This window comes from Kaistia dalseonensis (assembly GCF_030814715.1).
Lineage (GTDB): Bacteria > Pseudomonadota > Alphaproteobacteria > Rhizobiales > Kaistiaceae > Kaistia > Kaistia dalseonensis.
This window is the reverse complement of record NZ_JAUSVO010000001.1, coordinates 715,629-737,505: the sequence shown is the minus strand read 5'-3', so window position 1 is coordinate 737,505 and position 21,877 is coordinate 715,629. Positions and strand designations below refer to the sequence as shown.

Genomic DNA, 21,877 nt, shown 5'->3' with positions numbered 1-21,877 from the left:
GAGACTCCTCCTTCTGGATGGTTTGCTTTTGTTGGGCGGCCCGCCCTCCCTGGCAGGCCGCTGGCTTCGATCAGGTCATGCGGGTCAGCGAGCCGCCGTCGATCACGATCAGCGAGCCGGTGAAAAAGGAACCGGCCGGCGAGGCGAGCAGCAGCGCCAGGCCCTTGATGTCCTCGACATCACCGATGCGTCCGATCAGCGACTGGCTTTCGAAGGCAGCGCGGTCGGCCTTGTTGCGCAGCCTGCCGCCGGCGATGTTGGTGATGAATGGCCCGGGAAGGATGGCATTGACGCGAATGCCATAGGCGCCGAGCTCCATCGCCATGTGGCGGACGAAATGGTTCACCGCGGCCTTGGCCGGCATGTAGGACGTGCCGACTATGCTCTCATTGATCATCGAGGCGATTGACGAGGTGACGATGATCTCGCCGCCGCCATTCGGCTTCATGTGGCGAACGGCGTTCTTCACCGTCGTGTAGACCGACGTCAGATTGAGCTCGATGCCCCGGTCCCATTGCTCGTCGGGAATATTCTCGATCGCCCCGTCCGGATTGCGCTCGCCCGTCACCGTGTTGAAGCCGGGGCCCGGATCGATGCCTGCATTGGCGAAGACCGTGTCGATGCGGCCGTTCCGTGCCGCAACGGCATCGAACGCCGCGGCCATGGCGGGGCGGTCACTGACATCCACCGCCTGGCCCCAGACGTCCCAGCCCTGCGCCGTCATCTCCGCGACGACCCGCGCCAGGCCATCCCGATCAATATCGAAGATGCAGACCTTCGCGCCATTCTCCGCCATGATCTCGGCATAGGCCCTGCCGATGCCGCTGGCGCCGCCGGTAACGATCACCGACTTGCCCCGGACATCGAACATCTTCTCAAGCGCGGCCATTCAGTCCTCCCATTTTCGCATCGTTCTCCCGTCGTGGGCGCCCTCCCCGGCGCCCGCGACGCGGGCTACGTCTTCTTGCGCGACAGCACGAAATCGAATTCCACGTCATAGAACGGCGCGGGGACGTCGACCTTCGCCGCCGCCTCCGGATCGTCGACCTTGCGGAACTCGGCCAGCAGGCTCTTCTTCACGCCGAAAACGGCATCGGAATCGATGTACGGATCGCCGGGATCGAAGATGTGCGTCGTGAGCGCGTCGAAGCCCGGGGCCTCGACGATGTAGTGCAAGTGTGCCGGCCGGTTCGGATGGCGTCCGAGCGCGCCGAGCAGCTTGCCGACCGGGCCGTCATCGGGGATCGGGTAGTATTTCGGCTTCACACCACGGAACCAGTAGCGCCCGTCCGCGCCGGTGCGGAACACGCCGCGCAGGTTGAAATCGGGCTGGATGCCCTTCTGCTGCACGTCGTAGAAGCCCTCGTCATTGGCCTGCCAGACATCGATCTTGGCGCCCTCGATCGGACGACCCTCGGTGTCGAGGATGCGGCCATGGACGAACATCGGCTCGCCCTTCTGGTCGAGGCAGATGTTCGAGCCCATCGGCAGTTCGGGCGCGTCGGCGACATGGAACGGCCCAAGCACCGTCGATTCCGAGGCGCCGGAGGGCTTCCGGTTGTTGATGGCGTCGACCAGCATCGAGACGCCGAGCACATCCGACAGCAGGATGTATTCCTGCCGCCATTCATTGCAGATCTGGCCCGTCTCGGTCAGGAACATGATCGCGGCGAACCACTCCTCCTGGGTCGGCTCGATCTCCTTCACCGCCTCGTGCAGTTTGCGGGTGATGACCTCCATCACCTGCTTCAGCCGCTCGTCCTTCGCATTCCTGTTGCGCGCCACGACGACTTCGGCCGAGTTCGCCTCGGTGAAATAGCCATATTCGTGTTCGGCGATCATGGGGTCCTCCTCAGCGCGCGAGAATGGATTTGAGGACGCGGCGCAGCTCGGCCACCGGATCGGCCGCCAGCGTCTCGGAGCGCCAGGCGACGTGATGATCCGGACGGACGATCAGGCAGCCGGCGTCGCGGATCTCGCTGGCGCGGGCCCAGTCGCCGGTGTGGTCCTCGATCGGGCGACGCGGTCCGATGACATGGGTGCGGATCGGCAGGCCGAGTTCCGCGCCGACCGTCTCGGCCGCCTTCACCCACGCCTCGCCGCCAATCCCGGTCAGCAGCGTGAACTCGCCACGGCCGCACAGATCAAGCGTCGAGACCTTGTTGCCCGAGCGTTCGAACACCCAGACATGCGGCAGCCGTGCGCCGGGCCAGGTCGTGGGCGCGTAATGCAGCTCACGATCCTTCTCGAAGGCCGGCTCCTCCTGCCCGTCCGTCACCACCGCATCGGACCGGTAGCGCTGGTTCATCTCGACACCATGCGCGTCGAACTCGTATTTCTTGAAGGCCATCGCCTTGCGGAGCGCCTCGCGCTGCGCCTCGGCGGCAGGTGTCGCGTCGCAGCGCGCTTCCATGTTCTTCTGGATCTTCTCGTGATCGACGCCGCCATCCATGCCGAGCGCCTCGAAGATCGGACCGAACTCGGCGATGGACTGGTTGGCGCGCGTCACGATCTGGCGCGCGATCGGGGCACGCTCCACAGTGTAGCTGTCGAGCAGACCGATGCCGGCCTGGCCCTTGACCACCTTGGCGAGCTTCCAAGCGAGGTTGAAGCCGTCCTGGATCGACGTGTTCGAGCCGAGACCGTTCGACGGGGGGTGCCGATGTGCGGCATCGCCCATGATGAACACCCGCCCCTTCTGCATGTTGGTGGCGAAGCAGTTGTTCACCGTCCAGGTGTTGGCACCGAGCAGTTCGATCTCGAGCGCGGGATCGCCGACCAGCTGGCGCGCGACCTCCGTCGCAAGCTCCGGCGTCACATCCGGCGGCGGCTGGTTGATGTCATAGCCCCAGACGATCAGCCATTCGTTCCACGGCCGCACCATGCGCACGAGGCCCATGCCGATGCCGCCGACATCGGCGCCGGGCTGCATGACCCAGTAGAGGACGCTCGGCCGATGAGCGACATACTTCGAAAGGTCAGCGCGGAACAGGATGTTCATCGACCCGCCGACGCCCATCTTGCCTTCGAAGGGCAGGCCGAGCTGTTCGGCCACCAGCGAGTTGCCGCCATCGGCGCCGACGAGGAACTTCGAGCGCACCGTGAACGTGCCGCCCGAGAGGCGGTCGCGCAGCGTCGTAGTGACGCCATCCTCGTCCTGGACGTGGCTCAGATATTCCGTGCTCATGCGGGCCTGCGTGCCGCGCGAGCAGGCCGTCTTGAACAGGATCGGCTCCATGAAGGTCTGCGGCAGATCGTTCATGAAGGTCGGCGACGACAGGAGGTGCTCGGCCTTGGAGAGCGGGTGCGTGCCCCAGCTCTTCATGCGGCCGATCTCCTCGCCGGCGAGGCTTTCGCAGAACACGTTCTCGCCCATCAGTTCCTGGGGCGACGCATGCATGACGGCTTCGGCCTCGACGTCGGGACCGAGATCGCGCAGCACTTCCATGGCGCGCTGGTTCGTAATGTGGGCGCGCGGCGTATTCGCGAGCCAGCGGTAGCGGTTAACGACCATGTTGGCCACGCCCGCGCTGGACAGAAGCGCTGCCGTGGCCGAGCCGGCAGGGCCCGTTCCCACGACCAGGACGTCGGTTTCGATATCAGCCATCAGTTTCCTCCCTCGATCTTAGGACCGGCCAGCCTGCGGCGGACCGGAAACAGGTGCAGGCCGCTGCGGGCCGAGATCAGCCCCCACAACCCTTTCGGCGCGAACAGCATCACGGCGATGGCGATCAGGCCGAGTGTCATCAGGTACCAGCTGCCGTAATCGGCCAGCGCCGAACGCAGCACGAAGAAGACGATCACGCCGACGATCGGCCCCTCGATGGTGCCGATGCCGCCAATGACGACGATGAAGATGACGTAGGCCGTCCAGTCGGTGACCGCGAAGGCGGCATCCGGCGAGATGCGGGCCGTCTGCAGGAAGATCAGCGCGCCGGTCAGGCCCGTGGCGACCGCGGCGATCAGGAAGACCGCCCATTTGAGCCGCCCGGCATCGACGCCGACCGATCGCGCCGCCTCGACATTGTCGCGGACGGCCGCAAGGGCGAGCCCGAGGCGGCTGCGCTGCAGCCAGTAGATCCCGCCCGTCACCACCACGACCAGCAGCAGCGCCAGCCAATAGGCGAGGATGTCGCGCGCCGCCGCCTCGCGCACGCCGAACAGCGCGCGGATCAGGTCGGTGCCAAGGATATTGCTCGTCGCCTCGCGCGGCAGCGAGGTGCCGGTGCCGCCGCCGAGCGTCTTCCACTGGGCGATCAGCAAGCGTGTCACCTCGGCGATGACCCAGGTGCCGATGGCGAAATAGGCGCCCTGCAAGCGGAAGGCGAAGAAGGCCGTCGGAATGGCGAGCACCAGCGCGGCGAGGCCGCCGAGCAGGATCGCCCAGACCGGATTCCAGCCGAGCAGGATGACGCCCGCGAACATCGCATAGGCACCGATGCCGACAAAGGCCTGCTGCCCGACCGAGACGAGGCCGCCATAACCCGCCAAGAGGTTCCAGAGCTGCGCCAGCGTCAGCATGGTCAGGATGAAGAACAGATCCTGGATCGCGCCGCGAGAGGCGACCGCAGGCAAGGCCAATCCGGCCAGGATCAGGACGAGCACGGCGATGGCGGTCGCTGTGCCGGCGCGGGTTCGGGTGGTGAGCTTGTACATGCCGCCCTCAATCCACGGCGCGCGGGAAAAGGCCGCGCGGCTTGAGCAGCATCACCGCCAGGAAGGCGATATGGCCGGCCAGAATCTGCCATTCTGGGTTCACTGCGGCGCCGAACGTCTGCGCCACACCAATGATCACGCCGCCGGCGAGCGTCCCCCACAGGCTGCCGAGGCCGCCGATGATCACCGCCTCGAAGGCGTAGATCAGCCGTGCCGGCCCGATCGAGGGATCGAAATTGGCGCGCATGCCCAGATAGAGCGCGGCCAGCGTCACCACGACCATGGCGATGCCGGTGGCGATGGCGAAAATCCGCTTCGGCTCGATCCCCATAAGCCCAGCCGTGACGACATCGTCCGAGGTGGCGCGGAACGCCCTGCCGAGCGCCGTGTGATAGAAAAGGGCGTTCAGCGCGACGATCGCGGCGATCGCGGAGGCGAAGGTCAGGAGCGGCATCACGCCCACCGTGACGAGGCCGAGATCGAGCGATGCGCCCTCCAGGCTGCCCGCCGGAATGCGGCGGCTATCGGCCGAGAAGCCTTCGAGCAGCCCGTTCTGCAGCACGACCGAGAGGCCGAACGTGACGAGGAGCGGCGGCAGGATGTCCTTGCCGAGCACGCGGTTGAGCACGGCGGTCTGCAAAAGCCAGCCGAACGCGAACATCACCGGCATGGCGAGAAGGGCGGCGAGCCAGGGCGAGAGGCCGAACAGCGTGACGCCTATCAGCACAAGATAAGCGGCGAAGACGATCAGGTCGCCATGGGCGAGGTTGACCAGCCGCATGATGCCGAAGACGAGGCTGAGGCCGGCCGCGAACAGCGCATAGAGGCCGCCCAGCAGAATGCCCTGCACGAGGGTGTCGAGCCACATCATGCGGCCTCCCCGAAATAGGCCGCATGGATCTGCTGGCGCGACACGTCGGCCGCCTTCGCAGTAAGCGTCACGCGGCCTTCCATCATGCAGTAGACCCGGTCGGCGACGGCGAGCGCCTTGCCGATATCCTGCTCGACCACGACGATCGCGGCACCGCCGGCGCGAACCTTGGGCAGTGCCGCATAGATGTCGCGGATGACCACCGGCGCGAGGCCGAGGCTGATCTCGTCGCAAAGCAACAGCTCGGGGTTCGACATCAGCGCGCGGCCGATGGCCACCATCTGCTGCTGTCCGCCCGAAAGCGCCGTGCCGGAATTGTTGCGCCGCTCGCGCAGGATCGGAAACAGTTCATAGACGGCGTCGAGGTTCCACGGCCCCGGCACCTTGCGCATCTGCCCGCCGATCAGCAGGTTTTCCTCAACCGTGAGCGAGGGGAAGAGCTTGCGACCCTCGGGCACCATGGCGATGCCGCGCTTCATCACCTCGGCCGAACTGAGCGCACCGATCGGCTCGCCCCGGTGCAGCACCATGCCGGGCTCGTTGCGGATCACGCCCGTGATCGAGCGCATCAGCGTGGATTTTCCGGCGCCATTGGCGCCGATGATGGCGACGCATTCGCCCGCAGCCACGGTGATATCCACGCCGAACAGCGCCCGGAACTGGCCATAGCTCGCGGTAAGGGCGCGCGTCTCGAGCAGCATCAGACTTCGAGCCCCAGATAGATTTCGCGGACTTCGCGGGACGCCATGATCTCGTCCGGCGCGCCGATGCCGATCACGCGGCCGAAATCCAGCACCAGCAGCCGCTCGACCACGGAGTTCAGCGCGTGCAGGACATGCTCGATCCAGATGATCGTGGTGCTCCGTGCATGGATCGCCCGGATCGTCGCGACCAGTGCCTTGCATTCGCCTTCGGTGAGCCCACCGGCAATCTCGTCCAGCAGCAGGAGTTCAGGGCCGGTCGCCAATGCGCGGGCGAGCTCCAGCCGCTTGCGATCGAGCAGGCTCAGCGTTCCCGCCACGACATTGGCCTTCTTCAGCAATTCGGTTTCGTCGAGGATGTGTGCGCAAGCATCGACCATGTCGGCCTCGCGACCGCCACGGCCGAAAGCGGCGGCCGTCAGCAGGTTCTCGAACACCGTCAGCCCCTCGAAGGGCTGAGGGATCTGGAACGAGCGCCCGACACCCATGCGCACGCGTTCCATCGCGGGAGCGCGGGTTACGTCGCGGCCGAGGAATTCGATGCGGCCCTCATTCGGCAGCACATTGCCGGTGATGAGGTTGAAGAGCGTCGACTTCCCCGCCCCGTTCGGGCCGATAATGCCCAGAGCTTCGCCACGCGGCACCGCGACGGTCACGTTATCCGTAACCTTCAGCGCCCCGTACGATTTCGAGACATTGTCCAGCCTGAGTATCATTGCTTTCATCCTCGGGTCGCGCGGAACGAGGGCGGCGAATGTCGCCGCCCTCGGCAGGCATCAGACCAGGGCTTCCATCTTGCCGGCGGCCGGAATCTCGGGCGCGCTGGCGTTCTCGACGATGACGAGATCGAAGCCGCTATCCTTCTTCCGCCACTGCCCGCCGACGAGCGGCGTCTTGCAGACGTTCTTGGCCGCGAAGGGCGGCACGCCGGCACCGTTCCACGCCACCTTGCCGACGACCGTCGTCATGTCGGTGGCGGCAATCGCCTCCGCGATCGCCTCGGCCTTGGTCGGGTCGGAGACGCGGCCCATGACATTCGCCGCCACTTCGAACAGCGAATGGACGAAGCCGATCGGCTGGGTCCACGGGCGCCCGGACTTGGCGGTATAGTCGGCCGCAAGCTCGGCCGAGGACTGGCCTGTCAGGGTCGACTTGAACGGATGGGACGCCGACCACCAGACTTCGGAGGAGAGGTTGTTGCCGGCATCGCCCAGCGTCTCGACCGATTGCGGGAACAGGATCGCCTTGGCGACCGTCACGGCCTTCGGCTTGAAGCCCTGCTGACGGGCCTGGTTCCAGAAGGTCGTGAAATCGGGCGGGATCACCACGCCGGTCACGATCTCGACATTGGCGGCCTTGAACGCGTTCACCTGGGCGGTGAAATCATCCGACAGGTTCTGGTAGCGGCCGGGATCGGTCAGGCTGAAGCCCGCCGCATCAAGGCCGGGCTTCAGGCCATTCTTCGGATCGCCCCAGGCATTGCCGTCGGCATCGTTCGGGAACAGCCCGCCGACCTTGCCGTTGGTGTCGAGCTGTTTCCACATGCCGGTATAGACGGCGATGATGTCTTCGAGACCCCAGAAATAGTGATAGGCGAACTCGAACGGCTTCCAGGACGCGGGATCGCCGGGATTGCCCTGCTGGCCGATGAACCAGGGCTGCCAGGGCGCCATGGTCGAGATGACGGGCACGCCTTCCGCCTCGCAGGTGGTGGCGACCGGATTGGTGTTTTCCGGCGTCGAGCCGACGAGCATCAGGTTGATCTCGTCATCGACGATCAGGCTCTTCGCCACCTCGGCCGCGCGGTTCGGATTGGACTGGCTGTCCTTGACGATGACTTCGAAGTTCTTGCCGGCCTCGGAAGCCAGGAACGCCTTGATGTTGTAGGCGTCGCTCTCGGCGAAGCCGGCGAGCGGCCCCGTCTGTGGCGAGACATAGCCGAGGCGGATCTTGGCGCCCTGCGCGATGGCCGGCATGGCAAGGCCAGACGTGGCGAGGGTCAGTCCCGTCGCCGCCGAAGCCTTCAGTAAGCTGCGTCTTGTAATCATGTCTTCCTCCTCCCTCTTGTTTATTCTCAGCCCCCCGGACGGCGTCCCTCCCACGCCGCCTGGAGAAGTTCGCGGATCGATCCCGGGTCTATTGGCCTCGGATTGGCGTAGGCATTCCTGACGGCGATCGCCGTGGCCCGGTCGAGATCGGCTTCCTCGATACCAATCGCCTTGAGGCTCAGCGGCGAGCCGACGCTTCTCGCGAAATCCCAAATTCCGCCGCCGGCCGATCCGCCGCCGAACGCATCGGCAATCGGAGCAAGCAGTTCTGGCACCGCCGCTTCGTTGAAGGCAGTCGTATAGGGCAGCAGGATCGCGTGGGTCTCGGCATGGGGCGTGTCGAGCGAACCGCCAAAGACATGGGCGAGCTTGTGATGCAGCGCCATCTGGACATAGCCGAGCGCCGTCGAGCAGCACCACGCCGCATAAAGCGCCTCGGCCCGCGCCGTCCGGTCGTGCGGATCCTCGATCAGCTTCGGGATGCCGTCGCGAAAGGCGGCAAGCGCATCCCTGCACATCAGCACGATCACCGGATTGCGGTCTGGCGCGTAGAACGCCTCCATCGCGTGGGCGATCGCGTTCATTGCCGAGGTCACGGTGAGCCCGACCGGCAGGCTCAGCGTCAGGTCGACGTCATAGATGACGGTCTCGGGACGAATATCCGGCGAACGGCGCGTGGTCTTCTCGCCCCCCGCCGTCTCGCCGAGAATGTCGGTCATTTCCGAGCCGGCATAGGTCGTGGGGATCACGACCTGATCGGCGCCCGTCCGCAGCGCAATCGCCTTGCCGAGCCCCGTGGTCGAGCCGCCGCCGAGGCTGACGACCGCGCTCGCACCACTGGCTCGGAACGCCTCGACCGCCTCTTCGGTCACATTGACCGGCGTATGCATGACCGCGCCGGCAAAGATCCCGGCGGACAGGCTACCCAGGCTCGTCGCCAGCTTCTCGGCATCCGCCTTCTGATGCGGCGTAGAGAGCACCAGGACCTTGTCATGGCCGAGCCGCCGGACTTCCTCTTCCGCGCGCGCCATCGTTCCCGAACCGAAAACGACGCGCGTCGTCAGACCCGGGAAGACGAAATTCTCCATCATCGTGCCGCCTCCATCCGCGGATTCCGGCCGGCCGCAAGGTCGGCAAGCATCCCGTCCAGCATGGCGATCTCGCTGTCACTGACCTCGTGGCCGCGGCCGGGAAACAGATCGGCCCGGAGGCGCACGCCACTGCCGCCGAGCGACTGGGCCGCATCGGCAAAGGCCGAGACGGGAATCCAGGGGTCGGCATCACCGCCGGAGAGATAGACGGTGGTTCCGGCTGGTGCGGCCTCGGACCGCGCATCGGTCGCGACACCGACGCGGCAGCCGGTAAAGGCCGCCAGCGCGTCCGGCGGCGGCAATCCGGCGCAGAGATATTCGATAGCGAGACACGCCCCTTGCGAGAAGCCGGCCAGAAGCAGCGGCCGGCCGGGCAGTTCTCCCCGCGCGGCGGCGAGCGCCGCCGCCAGATGATCGAGCGCGGCGGAAAGCTGCGCACGGGCGACCGGCGTTAGCGGCTCGACGGCGCGCGCATCCCACCACGCACCCAGCGGTGCGCGCGGCAAGACGAAGGCCACGGATGGCGCGGAAAGCCGCGCCAGCACATGGGACTGCATCTCTTCCGGCGATTGGCCGCGGCCGTGGACGAAGACGCAGATCGCCTTCGCCTCCGAACCCCTCGACCCAAGCCGAAGCGGACCGCTGCCGGAATTCATGCGAATTCCGCCTCCTCGAGGCCGGCGCGGAGTTCCGCCTCGCGATCCTTGAACCAGGGCGGGAACACGAGCGTCTTGCCAATCGCGCCCGGAGGCTCGTCCTTGGCCCAGCCTTCCGGCGTGGTCCAGGCGAGCTCGAACAGTGCGCCACCGGGCGAACGGACATAGCAGGACTTGAAGTAGTTGCGGTCCTTCTGCTCGGAGATGTCGGTGAAGCCGAGACCTTCGATATGGGCACGCAGCGCCATCTGGTTTTCTTCGTCGCCCGTATTGAGCGCGAGATGGTGGATCGTGCCGCCGGCCAGCGTCCATGTGCCCTGAGGGCTATCGCGGTCGACGATCACCTCGACGCGCTGATTGACGCCACCAGCGTCGGGCACGCGATAAACGAGGCCTTCATGCGTGTCGGCTTCCTTCTCCAGCGGCAGCGCGATGGTCAGGAAGTCGTCCATGGCGGTGCGGTCCATGACGGCGACGACGCTGCCATAAATGCCCTTGATGCCATGATCCTTGCCGATGCCCTGTGCCGCGTTGGTGATGGGCTCGCGCGGATCGCTGTCGCTCTCCACCAGCTCATGCACAATGCCGCACGGATGCGCGAAGAGAGCGCGATCGGCGCCGAAACGCGTGATCTTCGTCGCCTCGATGCCGCGCTCGTTCAGCCGGTCGACCCAGAAATCGGCCGCTCCCTTGGGGATGGCCTGCATGATGGTGCGTGATTGGTTCGTACCGCGACGGCCATAGACACCGGGCTTGCGGAACGGAAACGTGGTGATGATCGTCGAAGCATCGCCGTTCGGCGAGCCGTAATAGAGGTGATAGACAGGGATCACGCCGTCGAACAGGACGGTGCGCTTCACCGAATGCAGGCCGAGCGTCTTGGTATAGAAGTCATAGTCGTCCTGCGCGCTGTCGGTCGACATCGTCAAATGGTGGTAGCCGCTTATACGGGCCATCGGTCATCTCCTCCCAGAGGTTCCGCTTTCGCCCTGCCGCTGTGGGCAGAGCACGAGATTGAGGTCGAGGGCGTGCTTCCGTTTTCCTCCACCGGGAGGAAGCGCACGAAACTCGGCCATGAGTTCGGGCTTGACCCCGAAAATGGCGTCCCGGCCGATCGCAGGGTCGGATCGGTCGAAAATGTGGGTCGTCAGCGTCTCGAAACCGTCGGCCGAGACACGGAAATGAATGTGGGCGGGTCGTTCGAGGCCGAGACCGAGCGCCGACATCAGCTGGCCGACAGGCCCGTCCGATGGCAGCGCGTAGCCCTTCGGCTTCACCGTGACGAAGCGAAACCGCCCCTGCGGATCGGCATGGAATCGGCCACGCAGATTGAACTCGGGCTGCCTGTCCGGCTCCTGGTTCTCGTAGAGACCCTCGGCATTGGCCTGCCAGACCTCGACGAGCGCGCCGCCGATCCCGGCGCCATCAAGGCCGACGATTCGGCCCTCGACATCGAGAGGCTCGCCCTTGTGGTCGCGCGAGATATTGGCGCCGAGCGGCATTTCCGGCACGTCGGACCGGTAGAACGGACCGGCCAGCGTGTTGGGGGTCGCACCGGCAGGCCGCGGGCTGTTCTGGTCCTCGATCAGCGAGGACACGCCGAGGACATCGGCGAACAGCACCCATTCCTGCCGCCGGGCGTCGGCGTAGTGACCGACCTCTGTCAGGAAATCGATCGCCAGGCGGAACTCCTCGCCCGAGGGCCGCAGCTCCGCGATCAGCGCGTGTAATCCATCCACGGCCGCCTGCGCCGCCGCTGCGAGGCGGGACTGGCCTGCTGCCGTCAAACGACGCGAGAACTCCTCCGCCTGCGTCGAGATCGCCCCGGGGATTTCATCCCTCTGCGGGCCGTCGTGCTGGCCGTGCATTCCGCCGGGGCCTCCCTTCCCCTTGCTCAACGGGATAGCACGGTCCGAGGCGATGCTTGATGAGTTGTGAGCAGGCTTGTATAGCACTTTGCTATGAAGCTGAATGAACGCCATTTGATGCAGCTTGCCGCCGTGCTGGATGCGGGCGGCGTATCGGAGGGCGCCGCCATGCTGGGCCTGACCCAGCCGGCGGTCAGCCGTTCGCTCGCCATGCTGGAAGCGCGGGTCGGCGAACCGCTGTTTCTGAAAGGCCGCCGCCCCTTGCAGGCGACGCCGCTCGGCGCTCAGCTTGCCGCGCAGGGCCGGACGATCATCACCGCCTCGCGCAAGGCGTCCGATGCCGTGCAAGGCTTCATGAAGGGCACCAAGGGCGTCGTGCGCGTCGGCGGCGTGCCGTTTTTCATGGATGCGATGATCAGCCGGATGATTGGCGAATTCCAGAACCTGGAGCCTGAGGTCACCGTCCAGCAGAGCTATCTGAACCTGCCCGAAATGGTCGCGGCGCTGGAGGGCAACCAGATCGACCTCGGCATCGTGCCGATCGGCGTCCTCGACCTCGGACCCGGCTTCGAATTCACCGAGATCCTGCCTGGCCGCAACATCGTGGCCTGCCGTCCGGACCATCCGCTGCTGCGCAATCGGCGCCTCCGGGCGCACGACCTGACCAGCTTTCCCTGGGTGGCCCCCCTGCCCGGCTCGCCGCTGATGTCGGACCTGCAGATGATCCTGATGAGCATCGGCATGTCGGACCTCAACGTTCGCTATTCCGGTGGCTCGCTGATGAGCGTCATCAATTTTCTCGCCGAGACGGACGCGCTCGCCGTGCTGCCCTTCTCCGTCGTGTTCGCGCAGAGAAAGGAGAACCGCGTGATGGTCCTCCCCTATGAGATCCCGCAGCCCAACCGCTCACTCGGCATCCTGCGGCGGGTCGGCGGGCATCGTTCGCCCGCCGCCGAGCGATTCGCCGGCCATGTCACGACGGCGTTCGAGAACCTGAAGCACATCATCAAGCGCCACGAAAACGCCGTCGTCTGGGGACGCTGATCGCCCGACCGGATCCGGCCTGCCCTCATTCGGCCTGCATCGACCAAGGCTCGCCACTGACGAAACGCGTCAGCCAGCCGACATCGTCGCCGCAGAGCTGGTCGATCCGGCCGTCCTCGACCCAGCCGAGCAGCGCACCCTCAATGTCGAGGCCGTAGGCCGCATCGCGCGCGATCTTCTCGGGGCGCGGCACGTAGAGGAAGGCGGCGATGCCGGCCTCGTGCAGTTCCAGCGCCTCGCCGCTCGGGAAATGCTGGATCTCGATGTTGATCGCGTCGAGATTGGTCGCCCGCGCCGTCGCCACCGGGTCGATCAGGCGCGAATGGGTGATGCCGACGGTGCGCACCTTCGGGATCTGGCGTTTCGCCTCGCGCAATTGCCGGAAGTCGAAGGAGGAGAACTGAACCAGCTCATGCGCGTCCATCTCGTCAAGGAGCGCGGCGAGCGGAGGAAGGAGCGCATCGTCGCGGCCATAGATCTTGAGCTCGACCTGGAGCATCAGCCCGATGTCACGGGCGAGCGCCAATGCGTCGCGCAGCGTCGGGATCGGCTCGCCGGCGAATTCCGCGCCGAACCAGCCGCCCGCATCCAGGCTCGCGAGTTCTGCGAGCGTCATGCCGGCCACGAGCCCCTTGCCGTCGGTAGTGCGGTCGACGGTCTGGTCATGGATCAGCACGAGTTCGCCGTCCTGCGTCAGCGCCAGATCGGTTTCGCAAAACGTGCCGCCCAGGCTCTTCGCCATCCGGAAGGCGGCAAGCGTGTTTTCGGGCGCGCCGACGCTGTGGCCGCGATGGCCACAAATATGAATCTTGCCGGTTTCGGATCGCAGCAGGGACATGGTTTCTCCAGGTCGTTGGGGGAATTAGCGCAGGCGCGCGTCGAAACGGTCGCGCAGATGGTCGCCGGCAAGGCTGACGGCGAGTGTCGTGAGCAGGATGACGATGCCCGGCAGCGCGCAGAGCCACCAGGCGATGGCGACATAGTCCCGCCCTTCCGCGACCATCAGACCAAGGCTGGTCAAGGGCGGCTGGATGCCGAGACCAAGGAAGGACAGACCGCTTTCGAGCAGGATGATCTCGGGGAAGTTGATCGTGAGTTGCACGACGAGCGGGCCGATGATGTTGGGCAGGATGTGCCGCAGATAGATCCGCAAAGGCGCCGCGCCGGTGATCCGCACGGCCTCGGCATAGCCGTTGGTCGCGGCATCGAGTACGAGCCCGCGCGTCAGCCGCGCATAGCGCTCCCATGACGCGACACCGACGAGCCCGATGAAGATCAGCGGATCGGAGCCGAAAAAAGCGAGCACGGCGAGCGCGAAGATGATGAACGGCACCGACGCCATCGCGTCCGAGAAGCCCATGATCAGATTGTCGACCGTGCCGCCGAAATGCGCCGCCGTGAAACCGAGTGCCGTACCGAGCAGCGCGCAGATCAGCGAGCCGAGGATCGCCACGACGAGCGATGTCCGCGTCGCCATCAGCAGGTTGCTCAGCACATCGCGTCCGAGATAGTCGGTGCCGAACAGATGGGTCGGCGTGCCGCCCAGGAACCAGGGCTGCAGGAAGCGCTCGAGCGGCGACTGGTGCAGATAATCGTGCGGCGCCAGGAGCGGCGCGAAGATGCCGATCGCGAGCACGGCGACGAGCCAGAGCATGGCGAGTCGGATCGAGAGCGGCGAGCGCATCCCCGACGTGCTGAGGCGAAGCGCCCCCGGAAGACTAGTGAGCGCCATGGTCGGACAGCCGGATGCGAGGATTGAGGACGGCGTAGAGGACGTCGACGGTGAAATTCACCGAGACCATGAAGGCGGTGAAGATCAGCACCATGAACTGGACCACCGCGAGATCGCCCTGGCTTACGGCGCGCACAAAGCCGCTGCCGAGACCGGGCCAGGCGAACACGGTCTCGACGAGGACGGCGCCGCCGAGCAGCCCCGCGACATTGAAGCCGAGCATGGTGACGATCGGGATTGACGCATTGGGCAGCGCATGGCGGAACACGATCTCGATGGGCGCGATTCCCGCCGCCTTGGCGGCGCGGATATAGGGCTGGTCGAGCACCTCGATCATCGCTGAGCGCGTGAAGCGGGCGATACCGGCCGCCCCGGCCAGACCGTAGGTCGCGATCGGCAGCACGGCGTGGCGCCAGTCGCCGCTGCCGGAGCTCGGCAGCCAGCGCAATTCGACGGCGAAGACATAGATGAGCGCGAGGCCGAGCAGGAAGCTCGGTATGCTGTAGCCCCCGACGGCGAGGCTCATGGTGATCCGGTCGGCGGCGGTGTTGCGGCGGAGCGCCGCGGCGATGCCGGCGGGAACGCCGATCAGGATCAGCGTCACGAGGCCGGCGCCCGTCAGGATCAGCGTCTTCGGTATGCGCTCGGTAACGACATCGATCACCGGGCGGCCATTGGCATAGGAAAAGCCGAACTCGCCCGAGGCGATGTTGCGGACATAGAAGAGATATTGTTCGAGGATCGACCGATCGAGGCCCCAGCGCTCGCGGAAGGCCTGCATCGCCTCCGGGGTGGCGTCGGGCGACAGCATTTGCTCCGCCGGATCGCCGCTGAAGCGCAGCACGATAAAGACGAAGGTCACGGTCAGGAACAGCGTGATCAGCGCGCGCAGCAGGCGGTTGGCGAGAAAGCGGCTCACGAGACCAGCTCCATCCGTTCGCGCTGCGGCTCGGACACTTCCCCCGCGCGATGGCAGGCGGTCGCGCGGTCGCCGAGCGCGAGAAGCTCCGGCCGCTCGCTGGCGCAGCGCGCGATCGCCATGGCGCAGCGCGTCCGGAACGCGCAGCCCGGTCCGTCGGCAGCCGAGGCGGTCGCCTCGCCGCGAATGGTGACCGCCGGACGGCGCGCGCGGGGATCGAGACGGGGCACCGCGGCGAGAAGCGCCTGCGTGTAGGGATGCGTGGGCGCACGATAGATCGCGTCGATCGGGCCGGTTTCGACAATGCGGCCGAGATACATGACGGCGATGCGATCGGCGACATGCCGCACGATCCGGAGATCATGCGAGATGAAGAGATAGCTGAGCCCGAGCCGGTGTTGCTGCGCGTTGATCAGCCCCACGACCTGCGCCTGCACCGAAACGTCGAGCGCCGAGACGGCTTCGTCGAAGACGACGAGCTTCGGCGACATGACGAGCGCGCGGGCAATCACGACGCGCTGGCGTTGGCCGCCGGACAGCTGGTGCGGGAAGCGGGCCATCATCTCCGGCCCGAGGCCGACCTCGACGAGGCCGCGCTCCGCCATCTCCCGCGCGGCGGCGCCACGCGCCCGGCCATGGACGGTCAGCGGCTCGGCCACCTGCGCGCCGATCGTCATCTGCGGGTCGAGGGCGGCAAGCGGGTTCTGCTGCACCAGCGCGCTCTCGCGACGAAAGCGCTTCCAGTCGGCAGGCGAGCGATGGCCATGTTCCATGCTCTCGAAGAGGATGGTTCCGGCGGAAGGCGCGGCGAGACCGAGCAGCAGGCGGCCGAGCGTGGACTTGCCGCAGCCGGATTCGCCGACAATGGCGAGGCGTCCGCCAACGGGCAGTTCAAGGTCGATGCCTTCGACGGCGCGCAGCACCGATCTGGGCGCGAAGAGGCCGCCGCGCCGGGTGAATATGCGGCCGAGGCCGCGCGCCTCGAGAATGGGGACTGCACTCACCATGTCGGCACCGGATTGAAGCACGCGCTCGACTGCCCATCGGCCAGCGCTGCAAGGGGCGGACGAGCGAGCCCGCAGGCGGGCATCCGGCGATCGCAGCGCGGGTGGAAATGGCAGCCGCCCGGCAGGTCGGCGAGCGACGGCACGGACCCGCGAATCGGCCGCGGCGGATCGCAATCATCCGGATCGACGGTCGGCATGCAGCCGATGAGTGCGCTCGTATAGGGATGGGCGGGTCGGTCGAACAGCGCCTCGACCGGCGCGGTCTCGACGATGCGGCCGCAATGCATGACGGCGGCACGATCGGCGAGGCGGGCGATCACACCGAGATCATGCGAGACGATCAGGATTGCCATGCCGGTCTCCGCGCGCACCGTCTCGATCAGGTCGAGGATCTGGGCCTGTGTCGTTACGTCGAGTGCGGTGGTCGGCTCGTCGGCGATGAGCAGGTCCGGCTCGCAGGCCAGCGCATGGGCAATCATCAGGCGCTGGTTCATGCCGCCGGAGAATTCATGCGGATAGGCGTTCATGCGCCGCTTGGCATCACTGATCCCGACGCGCTCCAGCAGGCGGATCGCCTCCATGCGCGCGTCGGTACCGGAGAGCCCACGATGGCGCTTCAGCGCGCCTTCCAGATAGGTGCCGACGCGGTGGACGGGATTGAGATGGCTGGTCGGATCCTGGAAGATCATGGCGATCCGGCCGCCGCGCAGCCGACGCCGGGCCGGCTCGTCGAGGCTGCCCATGTCGACGCCGTCGAAGCGCACGCTGCCGCCCGCGCGGACGAGGCCGGCGGGCAGCAGGTCGGCGATGGCGTAGCACGTCATGCTCTTGCCGCAGCCGGATTCGCCCACGAGCCCGAGGACCTCGCCGGCGCCGAGTTGCAGATCGACGCCGTCGAGGATACGGACGCCGCCCGAGCGGGAGCGTATGGCGAGGTCGGAGACCTGGAGAAGCATGACGCTGTGACCGGGCGGCGCTTGGATCAGGCGAACTTCAGATTGTTGGCGCGAAGCTCCATCATCTCGAAGCTGACCGGATGCCAGATGACGTCCTTGCGCGCGGCATAGACGTCGAACGGCCGGTAGAGCGGCACGGCCGGGCTTTCGGCCTCGAAGATATCGCGCATGCGACTGAAGGCGGCGGACCGCTCGGGGCCGTCCTGGATCTGCATGACCTTGAGGGCCAGCTCGTTGAACTCGGCCGGGGCCTGCCAGCCATGGCGCGTCTGGACCTGGCGGCCGGGTCCGAACTCCGTCACCAGCGTGGTGGCGGCGTCGGTGAGCGACATGCCGTTCGACCAGTTGCGCAGATAGACCTGCTCGTTCGGCACGGTGCTGCCCTGCGCGACATTGAGCGGCACGACCTTGACGCCGATGTCGCGCCACATCTCGATCATCATCATCATGGCCGGCACGGCATTGGCGTAGTAGTTGCCGAAGGTCAGGTAGGTCAGCTCGCGGCCGTCATAGCCGCTCTGCTTGACGAGATCGCGCGCGGCCGCCGGATCGTAGCGGAAGAAATCGCGGTTCGGATCGTAGGTCGCGCCGTAATGCGGGAAGTTGAAGCCGCGCGGCAGCGAGGCCATGTCGTGCCAGAGCGACTGGTTCAGGAGCGGGCGGTTGACCGCGAGCGCCATGGCGCGGCGCAGCGTGTTATCCTTGAAGATCGGCTGGTTCATGTTGAACACGAACATCTGGAAATTCTCGATGTTCATGCCGCGCGTCTCGAAATTCGGGAAGCGCTGGATCATCGCCATGTCGTCGGGCGTCAGCGTGGTGACGATGTCGTATTCGCCGCTGATGAGGCCGGCCACGCGGGTGGCGGGCTCGGGAACCGACTGGAAGATGATGCGGGCCGCGGTCGGCTTCGCGCCCCAATAGCCGTCGAAGGCCTCGATCACCACGCGGTCGTTCGGGCGGAATTCGGCCAGCTTGTACGGGCCGGTGCCGACCGGCGCATTGCCGAAGCCCTCGGCGCCGAGCTGGCGATAATAGTCGCGCGGCACGACGCGGCCGACCCACGACGCCATGAACTTCTCGATCAGATAGCTCGGCGTCTTCGTCTTGATGAGCACGCTATAGCGGCTCTCGACGACCGGCTCGTCGAAATCGGGCGAGAAGGCGCGGCCGTTCGGAACGCCCTTCAGCGCCGCGTCGCCCCAGAGGCGCTCGGAGGAGAACGAGAAGGCCACATCGTCGGCCGTCATCTCGACGCCGTTATGGAACAGGACGCCCTGGCGCAGCGTGAAGCGCACGGTGCGGTCGTCGAGCCTCTCCCAGCGTTCGGCGAGGCCCGGTACGAGCGCTGTGGCGTCGCCGGCAGCGCCATCATGGAAGAAATCGCGGACGATCAGCGTGTCGTAGAGCTGGTTGAGGATGCGGATGCCGGTATTGCCGATGCCGTTGATCGGCTCCAGGCTGCGCGGCAGGCCGTTGGCGCCAATGCGCAGGTCCGGACGACCGGCTGCGTCGGCCGCATGGGCCAATCCACCCGGCAGCGCCCCGAACACGCCGGCGGCCGCGATGCCTTTCAGAAGATCTCTGCGACTGGTCTTGAGCATGGTCCCGTTCTCCATGTCGACGGAGCGCTGAGCGCGCCGTCACCGCGATGTCGCCAGACCTAGCTAGATAGATTCAGGGGTGGAAATACCGATTGGGCATGGATACCGCCGCGATGAGCATAACGTTCACACATCTGAAATATTTCCACGCGGTTGCACGCTATGGCGGCTTTTCATCCGCTGCGGCAAAGATCAACATCTCGCAACCTGCGTTGACGCGTCATATACAGGGGCTTGAGGATATTTGCGGCGTTGCCCTGCTTACACGAGGACGACAGGGCGTGGTGCTCACGCCTGAGGGCGAAGCGCTGCTTGCCGCAACGGATAGACTGATCGATGCTTTCGCCGACGTCGAGGATGTCGCGGCCTCGTTCTCCCGCCGAACCCTGCGCATCCGCTCCGTGACGACGCCGAAGCTCGGCGAGCTGATGCGCCGCTGCAAGGAGCGCATTCCGAGCATCGATTTCGACGTGACGATATCGACCTATGACCAGGTGCTCGCGGCGCTGCGCTCGCGCGAATGCGATGTGGGTTTCCTCACCATGCCGGGCGAGGACAACGAGATAGACGCCGTCGAGGTGGGACGCTACCCCTTCTTCGCCTATGCCTCGCTCGATCATGAATTCGCCATGGCGGACCGTATCTCCGTCAGCGCGCTTTCGGGGCAGAAGATCATCATCTCGCCGCGCAGCCGGCGCTCCCGACAGGTCTTCGACGGCTATCTGCAGCAATTCGACGTGCAGCCGGAGACCATTCAGGAGGTCAGTTCAGTCGAGACCATCTGGCATCTCGCACATGAGAATATCGGCATCGGCATCCTGCCGTATAACGGCCAGGTCCATGTCGACGGGCTGAAGCGGCTGGCCTTTGCCGAGACGCTCACGATCCCGCTCCATTTCGTTTCGCGCAAGAAAGGAGAGCGCAGCCGCCTCGCAAGCCTCGCCTTCGCCATCGGCGCAGACGTGCTGCCGCAGCCGGAGAAGGCCGTCTTCTAGCGGCCGATGCGGCGTTGCCGTCAGCAGCGATGTCGGGTCAACTAGGACCTTCCTGACTCGCTCCGGCGGGCGGCGATGCGCCTTCCCCGCATCGCGATCAAGCGGAGGCCTCCCCATGGACGGCGACACCATAAGCGCGAAGCGGTCGCGGATCGTGATCATTGGCGGCGGCTTCAGCGGCAGCCTCTTCGCGATCAAGCTCGCCGCCGCGGATCCGCTCGCCGATATCGTCCTGGTCGAGCGCAACGAGATCGCCGGGCACGGCCTCGCCTATGGCGCCTGCCAGCCGATCCATCTCCTGAACGTGCCGGTGCACCGGATGGAACTCGGCCTCGCGCCGAGCTTCACCAATTGGCTGACGTCCCATGCGCCGGCCGAGCTCGATGCCGTGCTGGAGGAAGCGGGCGGCGAACTGGCGCAGGCCTTCGTGTCGCGCGCCGCTTTCGGCGCCTATCTCCGCGAACGGCTCGAAGCCGCGACCGCGCGCAATGGCGGCACCGGCATCCGGCGGGTGCGCGGCGAAGCCGTCGGCCTGAGCGAACAGCCCGAGCGCGCCGTGCTGCTCGCCGATGGCCGCAGCCTGCCGGCCGATCGCGTGATCCTCGCGACGGGCAACCTGCCGCCCAAGGCGCCGCGCTCGCGCGACGACTGGTTCTACGATTCGCCCCTCTTTGTTGGAGACCCATGGGCCGCGAGCGCGCTTTCGAGCGTTCCGGATGATGGCGCCGTGCTGCTGATCGGCACGGGGCTGACCATGGTCGACGTGGCGCTGGCACTGACGGAGACGGGCCATAGCGGGCCGATCCTGGCGCTCTCGCGTCGTGGCCTGCTGCCCAAGGCGCATCGCGCGGGTGGCCACTGGGCGCCCTTCCTCGACGAGGCGATGACAGCGACGCCACTTCGCGCCATGAAGGCCGTGCGCGCCCAGGCCGCCGAGGCGGAGGCCGCCGGCATACCCTGGCAGCGCGTGATGGATGCGGCGCGGCCGGCCGTCGCGCGGGTCTGGTCCGGCTGGAACGAGCGGCAGCGGGCGAGCTTCCTTCGCCATGCGCGCCCCTATTGGGATGTCCACCGCCACCGCATGGCGCCCCGGATCGCAGCCGGGCTCGACGCTCTCCTTAGTTCGGGGCGCCTCGGCGTGCAGGCCGGCAGGCTGCGCGGCTTCCACGAGGCGGATGGGCGCGTGACGGTGACGATCGGCCGGCGCGGCCAGTTCCGTACCGAGCAACGAGACTTCGCCCGCGTCATCAACTGCACCGGCCCGCGCAGCGATTTCGATACGATCGGCCTGCCGCTCTACGCCGCCTTGCGCGAGCGCGGCCATATCAAGGCCGATGCGCTCGGCCTCGGCATCGAGACGGCCGATTGCGCCATCATCGACCGGTCCGGCACCGGCTCGCGCTGGCTGCACGCGCTCGGCCCGCTGACGCGTCCCGCCTGGTGGGAAGTCACCGCCGTGCCTGAGATCGCGGCGCAGGTCGCACGGCTCGTCGACGAGCTTGCCCGCGCCGATCGCGGCGAGCCGGAAGATCTCCTCACGCGCACGGCGCTTGCGACCGAATTCTTCGACCTCGGCGCCGGCATCTGACGAACTCGTCCCGCCGGCCGGCCGATATCGGCCCGTTGCACCCCCTCGCCACCATGCAGGAATGGATGCACGGTTCGACATTCGATGCCCGTGATCTATACTGACGAATACATCTGTTTTAACTGTTCACGGCGGCTCGAT

Annotated in this window: 21 protein-coding genes; 3 read left to right on the top strand and 18 right to left on the bottom strand. The window is 66.4% G+C overall.

Annotated elements, in window-relative coordinates:
• Nucleotides 1-70: 70 nt before the first annotated feature.
• The 12 genes from QO014_RS03360 to QO014_RS03305 all read right to left on the bottom strand — a co-directional run bounded on the left by QO014_RS03360 (nucleotide 71) and on the right by QO014_RS03305 (nucleotide 11,891).
• Nucleotides 71-889 carry an SDR family NAD(P)-dependent oxidoreductase gene (locus QO014_RS03360; RefSeq protein WP_266347224.1) on the bottom strand — a complete coding sequence of 273 codons (819 nt, stop codon included), beginning with the start codon at nucleotides 887-889 and terminating at the stop codon, nucleotides 71-73.
• Between the two features lie 65 nt (nucleotides 890-954).
• Entirely contained in the window at nucleotides 955-1,842 is an 888-nt protein-coding gene (locus QO014_RS03355) for an intradiol ring-cleavage dioxygenase (protein WP_266347223.1), read from the bottom strand.
• 10 nt (nucleotides 1,843-1,852) lie between these two features.
• The gene (locus QO014_RS03350; protein ID WP_266347222.1) at nucleotides 1,853-3,607 is read right to left on the bottom strand and encodes an FAD-dependent oxidoreductase; all 1,755 of its coding nucleotides are present in this window, start codon (nucleotides 3,605-3,607) and stop codon (nucleotides 1,853-1,855) included.
• Entirely contained in the window at nucleotides 3,607-4,656 is a 1,050-nt protein-coding gene (locus QO014_RS03345; protein WP_266347221.1) for a branched-chain amino acid ABC transporter permease, read from the bottom strand. Before QO014_RS03345 ends, QO014_RS03350 begins: the two co-directional genes overlap by 1 nt.
• Nucleotides 4,657-4,663: 7 nt before the next feature.
• Nucleotides 4,664-5,527: a branched-chain amino acid ABC transporter permease gene (locus QO014_RS03340; RefSeq protein WP_266347220.1), complete on the bottom strand. Its 864-nt coding sequence runs from the start codon at nucleotides 5,525-5,527 to the stop codon at nucleotides 4,664-4,666.
• Nucleotides 5,524-6,231: an ABC transporter ATP-binding protein gene (locus QO014_RS03335; RefSeq protein WP_266347779.1), complete on the bottom strand. Its 708-nt coding sequence runs from the start codon at nucleotides 6,229-6,231 to the stop codon at nucleotides 5,524-5,526. The genes QO014_RS03340 and QO014_RS03335 overlap by 4 nt, the downstream gene beginning before the upstream one ends.
• The gene (locus QO014_RS03330; protein ID WP_266347219.1) at nucleotides 6,228-6,944 is read right to left on the bottom strand and encodes an ABC transporter ATP-binding protein; all 717 of its coding nucleotides are present in this window, start codon (nucleotides 6,942-6,944) and stop codon (nucleotides 6,228-6,230) included. The genes QO014_RS03335 and QO014_RS03330 overlap by 4 nt, the downstream gene beginning before the upstream one ends.
• Nucleotides 6,945-7,004: 60 nt before the next feature.
• Entirely contained in the window at nucleotides 7,005-8,276 is a 1,272-nt protein-coding gene (locus QO014_RS03325; RefSeq protein WP_266347218.1) for an ABC transporter substrate-binding protein, read from the bottom strand.
• A gap of 26 nt (nucleotides 8,277-8,302) precedes the next feature.
• The gene (locus tag QO014_RS03320; protein ID WP_266347217.1) at nucleotides 8,303-9,367 is read right to left on the bottom strand and encodes a maleylacetate reductase; all 1,065 of its coding nucleotides are present in this window, start codon (nucleotides 9,365-9,367) and stop codon (nucleotides 8,303-8,305) included.
• On the bottom strand, nucleotides 9,364-10,023 hold the full coding sequence (locus QO014_RS03315) for an alpha/beta hydrolase (protein ID WP_266347216.1): 660 nt from the start codon (nucleotides 10,021-10,023) through the stop codon (nucleotides 9,364-9,366). The genes QO014_RS03320 and QO014_RS03315 overlap by 4 nt, the downstream gene beginning before the upstream one ends.
• On the bottom strand, nucleotides 10,020-10,979 hold the full coding sequence (locus QO014_RS03310) for a VOC family protein (protein ID WP_266347215.1): 960 nt from the start codon (nucleotides 10,977-10,979) through the stop codon (nucleotides 10,020-10,022). The genes QO014_RS03315 and QO014_RS03310 overlap by 4 nt, the downstream gene beginning before the upstream one ends.
• Nucleotides 10,980-10,982: 3 nt before the next feature.
• Nucleotides 10,983-11,891, bottom strand: a complete 909-nt coding sequence (locus tag QO014_RS03305; RefSeq protein ID WP_266347214.1) for a dioxygenase family protein — start codon at nucleotides 11,889-11,891, stop codon at nucleotides 10,983-10,985.
• 93 nt (nucleotides 11,892-11,984) lie between these two features.
• Between QO014_RS03305 and QO014_RS03300 the strand changes: the two genes are divergently transcribed.
• Entirely contained in the window at nucleotides 11,985-12,935 is a 951-nt protein-coding gene (locus QO014_RS03300) for a LysR family transcriptional regulator (protein ID WP_266347213.1), read from the top strand.
• Nucleotides 12,936-12,960: 25 nt separating this feature from the next.
• On the opposite strand, the gene QO014_RS03295 is transcribed toward QO014_RS03300, so the two are convergent.
• From QO014_RS03295 to QO014_RS03270, 6 genes are read right to left on the bottom strand one after another with little or no spacing between them, the layout of a single operon-like run.
• Nucleotides 12,961-13,773: a glycerophosphodiester phosphodiesterase gene (locus QO014_RS03295; protein ID WP_266347212.1), complete on the bottom strand. Its 813-nt coding sequence runs from the start codon at nucleotides 13,771-13,773 to the stop codon at nucleotides 12,961-12,963.
• 24 nt (nucleotides 13,774-13,797) lie between these two features.
• Nucleotides 13,798-14,667, bottom strand: a complete 870-nt coding sequence (locus QO014_RS03290) for an ABC transporter permease (RefSeq protein WP_266347211.1) — start codon at nucleotides 14,665-14,667, stop codon at nucleotides 13,798-13,800.
• Nucleotides 14,654-15,586: an ABC transporter permease gene (locus tag QO014_RS03285; RefSeq protein WP_266347210.1), complete on the bottom strand. Its 933-nt coding sequence runs from the start codon at nucleotides 15,584-15,586 to the stop codon at nucleotides 14,654-14,656. Before QO014_RS03285 ends, QO014_RS03290 begins: the two co-directional genes overlap by 14 nt.
• The gene (locus QO014_RS03280; protein WP_266347209.1) at nucleotides 15,583-16,593 is read right to left on the bottom strand and encodes an oligopeptide/dipeptide ABC transporter ATP-binding protein; all 1,011 of its coding nucleotides are present in this window, start codon (nucleotides 16,591-16,593) and stop codon (nucleotides 15,583-15,585) included. Before QO014_RS03280 ends, QO014_RS03285 begins: the two co-directional genes overlap by 4 nt.
• On the bottom strand, nucleotides 16,587-17,549 hold the full coding sequence (locus QO014_RS03275) for an ABC transporter ATP-binding protein (protein ID WP_266347208.1): 963 nt from the start codon (nucleotides 17,547-17,549) through the stop codon (nucleotides 16,587-16,589). The genes QO014_RS03280 and QO014_RS03275 overlap by 7 nt, the downstream gene beginning before the upstream one ends.
• A 26-nt stretch (nucleotides 17,550-17,575) precedes the next feature.
• A complete protein-coding gene (locus QO014_RS03270; RefSeq protein WP_266347207.1) occupies nucleotides 17,576-19,153 on the bottom strand; it encodes an ABC transporter substrate-binding protein in 1,578 nt (525 codons plus the stop codon).
• A gap of 113 nt (nucleotides 19,154-19,266) precedes the next feature.
• Between QO014_RS03270 and QO014_RS03265 the strand changes: the two genes are divergently transcribed.
• Nucleotides 19,267-20,148 (top strand): LysR family transcriptional regulator, encoded by an 882-nt coding sequence (locus QO014_RS03265; RefSeq protein WP_266347206.1) that lies wholly within the window; start codon nucleotides 19,267-19,269, stop codon nucleotides 20,146-20,148.
• Nucleotides 20,149-20,263: 115 nt separating this feature from the next.
• Nucleotides 20,264-21,736, top strand: a complete 1,473-nt coding sequence (locus QO014_RS03260; protein ID WP_266347205.1) for an FAD/NAD(P)-binding protein — start codon at nucleotides 20,264-20,266, stop codon at nucleotides 21,734-21,736.
• Nucleotides 21,737-21,877: the final 141 nt, after the last annotated feature.

Bases quoted from the DNA above. Each gene is read 5' to 3' on its own strand.
- QO014_RS03360 (WP_266347224.1), bottom strand. From the start codon at position 889: ATGGCCGCGCTTGAGAAGATGTTCGATGTCCGGGGCAAGTCGGTGATC.
- QO014_RS03355 (WP_266347223.1), bottom strand. From the start codon at position 1,842: ATGATCGCCGAACACGAATATGGCTATTTCACCGAGGCGAACTCGGCC.
- QO014_RS03350 (WP_266347222.1), bottom strand. From the start codon at position 3,607: ATGGCTGATATCGAAACCGACGTCCTGGTCGTGGGAACGGGCCCTGCC.
- QO014_RS03345 (WP_266347221.1), bottom strand. From the start codon at position 4,656: ATGTACAAGCTCACCACCCGAACCCGCGCCGGCACAGCGACCGCCATC.
- QO014_RS03340 (WP_266347220.1), bottom strand. From the start codon at position 5,527: ATGATGTGGCTCGACACCCTCGTGCAGGGCATTCTGCTGGGCGGCCTC.
- QO014_RS03330 (WP_266347219.1), bottom strand. From the start codon at position 6,944: ATGATACTCAGGCTGGACAATGTCTCGAAATCGTACGGGGCGCTGAAG.
- QO014_RS03325 (WP_266347218.1), bottom strand. From the start codon at position 8,276: ATGATTACAAGACGCAGCTTACTGAAGGCTTCGGCGGCGACGGGACTG.
- QO014_RS03320 (WP_266347217.1), bottom strand. From the start codon at position 9,367: ATGATGGAGAATTTCGTCTTCCCGGGTCTGACGACGCGCGTCGTTTTC.
- QO014_RS03315 (WP_266347216.1), bottom strand. From the start codon at position 10,023: ATGAATTCCGGCAGCGGTCCGCTTCGGCTTGGGTCGAGGGGTTCGGAG.
- QO014_RS03310 (WP_266347215.1), bottom strand. From the start codon at position 10,979: ATGGCCCGTATAAGCGGCTACCACCATTTGACGATGTCGACCGACAGC.
- QO014_RS03305 (WP_266347214.1), bottom strand. From the start codon at position 11,891: ATGCACGGCCAGCACGACGGCCCGCAGAGGGATGAAATCCCCGGGGCG.
- QO014_RS03300 (WP_266347213.1), top strand. From the start codon at position 11,985: ATGAAGCTGAATGAACGCCATTTGATGCAGCTTGCCGCCGTGCTGGAT.
- QO014_RS03295 (WP_266347212.1), bottom strand. From the start codon at position 13,773: ATGTCCCTGCTGCGATCCGAAACCGGCAAGATTCATATTTGTGGCCAT.
- QO014_RS03290 (WP_266347211.1), bottom strand. From the start codon at position 14,667: ATGGCGCTCACTAGTCTTCCGGGGGCGCTTCGCCTCAGCACGTCGGGG.
- QO014_RS03280 (WP_266347209.1), bottom strand. From the start codon at position 16,593: ATGGTGAGTGCAGTCCCCATTCTCGAGGCGCGCGGCCTCGGCCGCATA.
- QO014_RS03275 (WP_266347208.1), bottom strand. From the start codon at position 17,549: ATGCTTCTCCAGGTCTCCGACCTCGCCATACGCTCCCGCTCGGGCGGC.
- QO014_RS03270 (WP_266347207.1), bottom strand. From the start codon at position 19,153: ATGCTCAAGACCAGTCGCAGAGATCTTCTGAAAGGCATCGCGGCCGCC.
- QO014_RS03265 (WP_266347206.1), top strand. From the start codon at position 19,267: ATGAGCATAACGTTCACACATCTGAAATATTTCCACGCGGTTGCACGC.
- QO014_RS03260 (WP_266347205.1), top strand. From the start codon at position 20,264: ATGGACGGCGACACCATAAGCGCGAAGCGGTCGCGGATCGTGATCATT.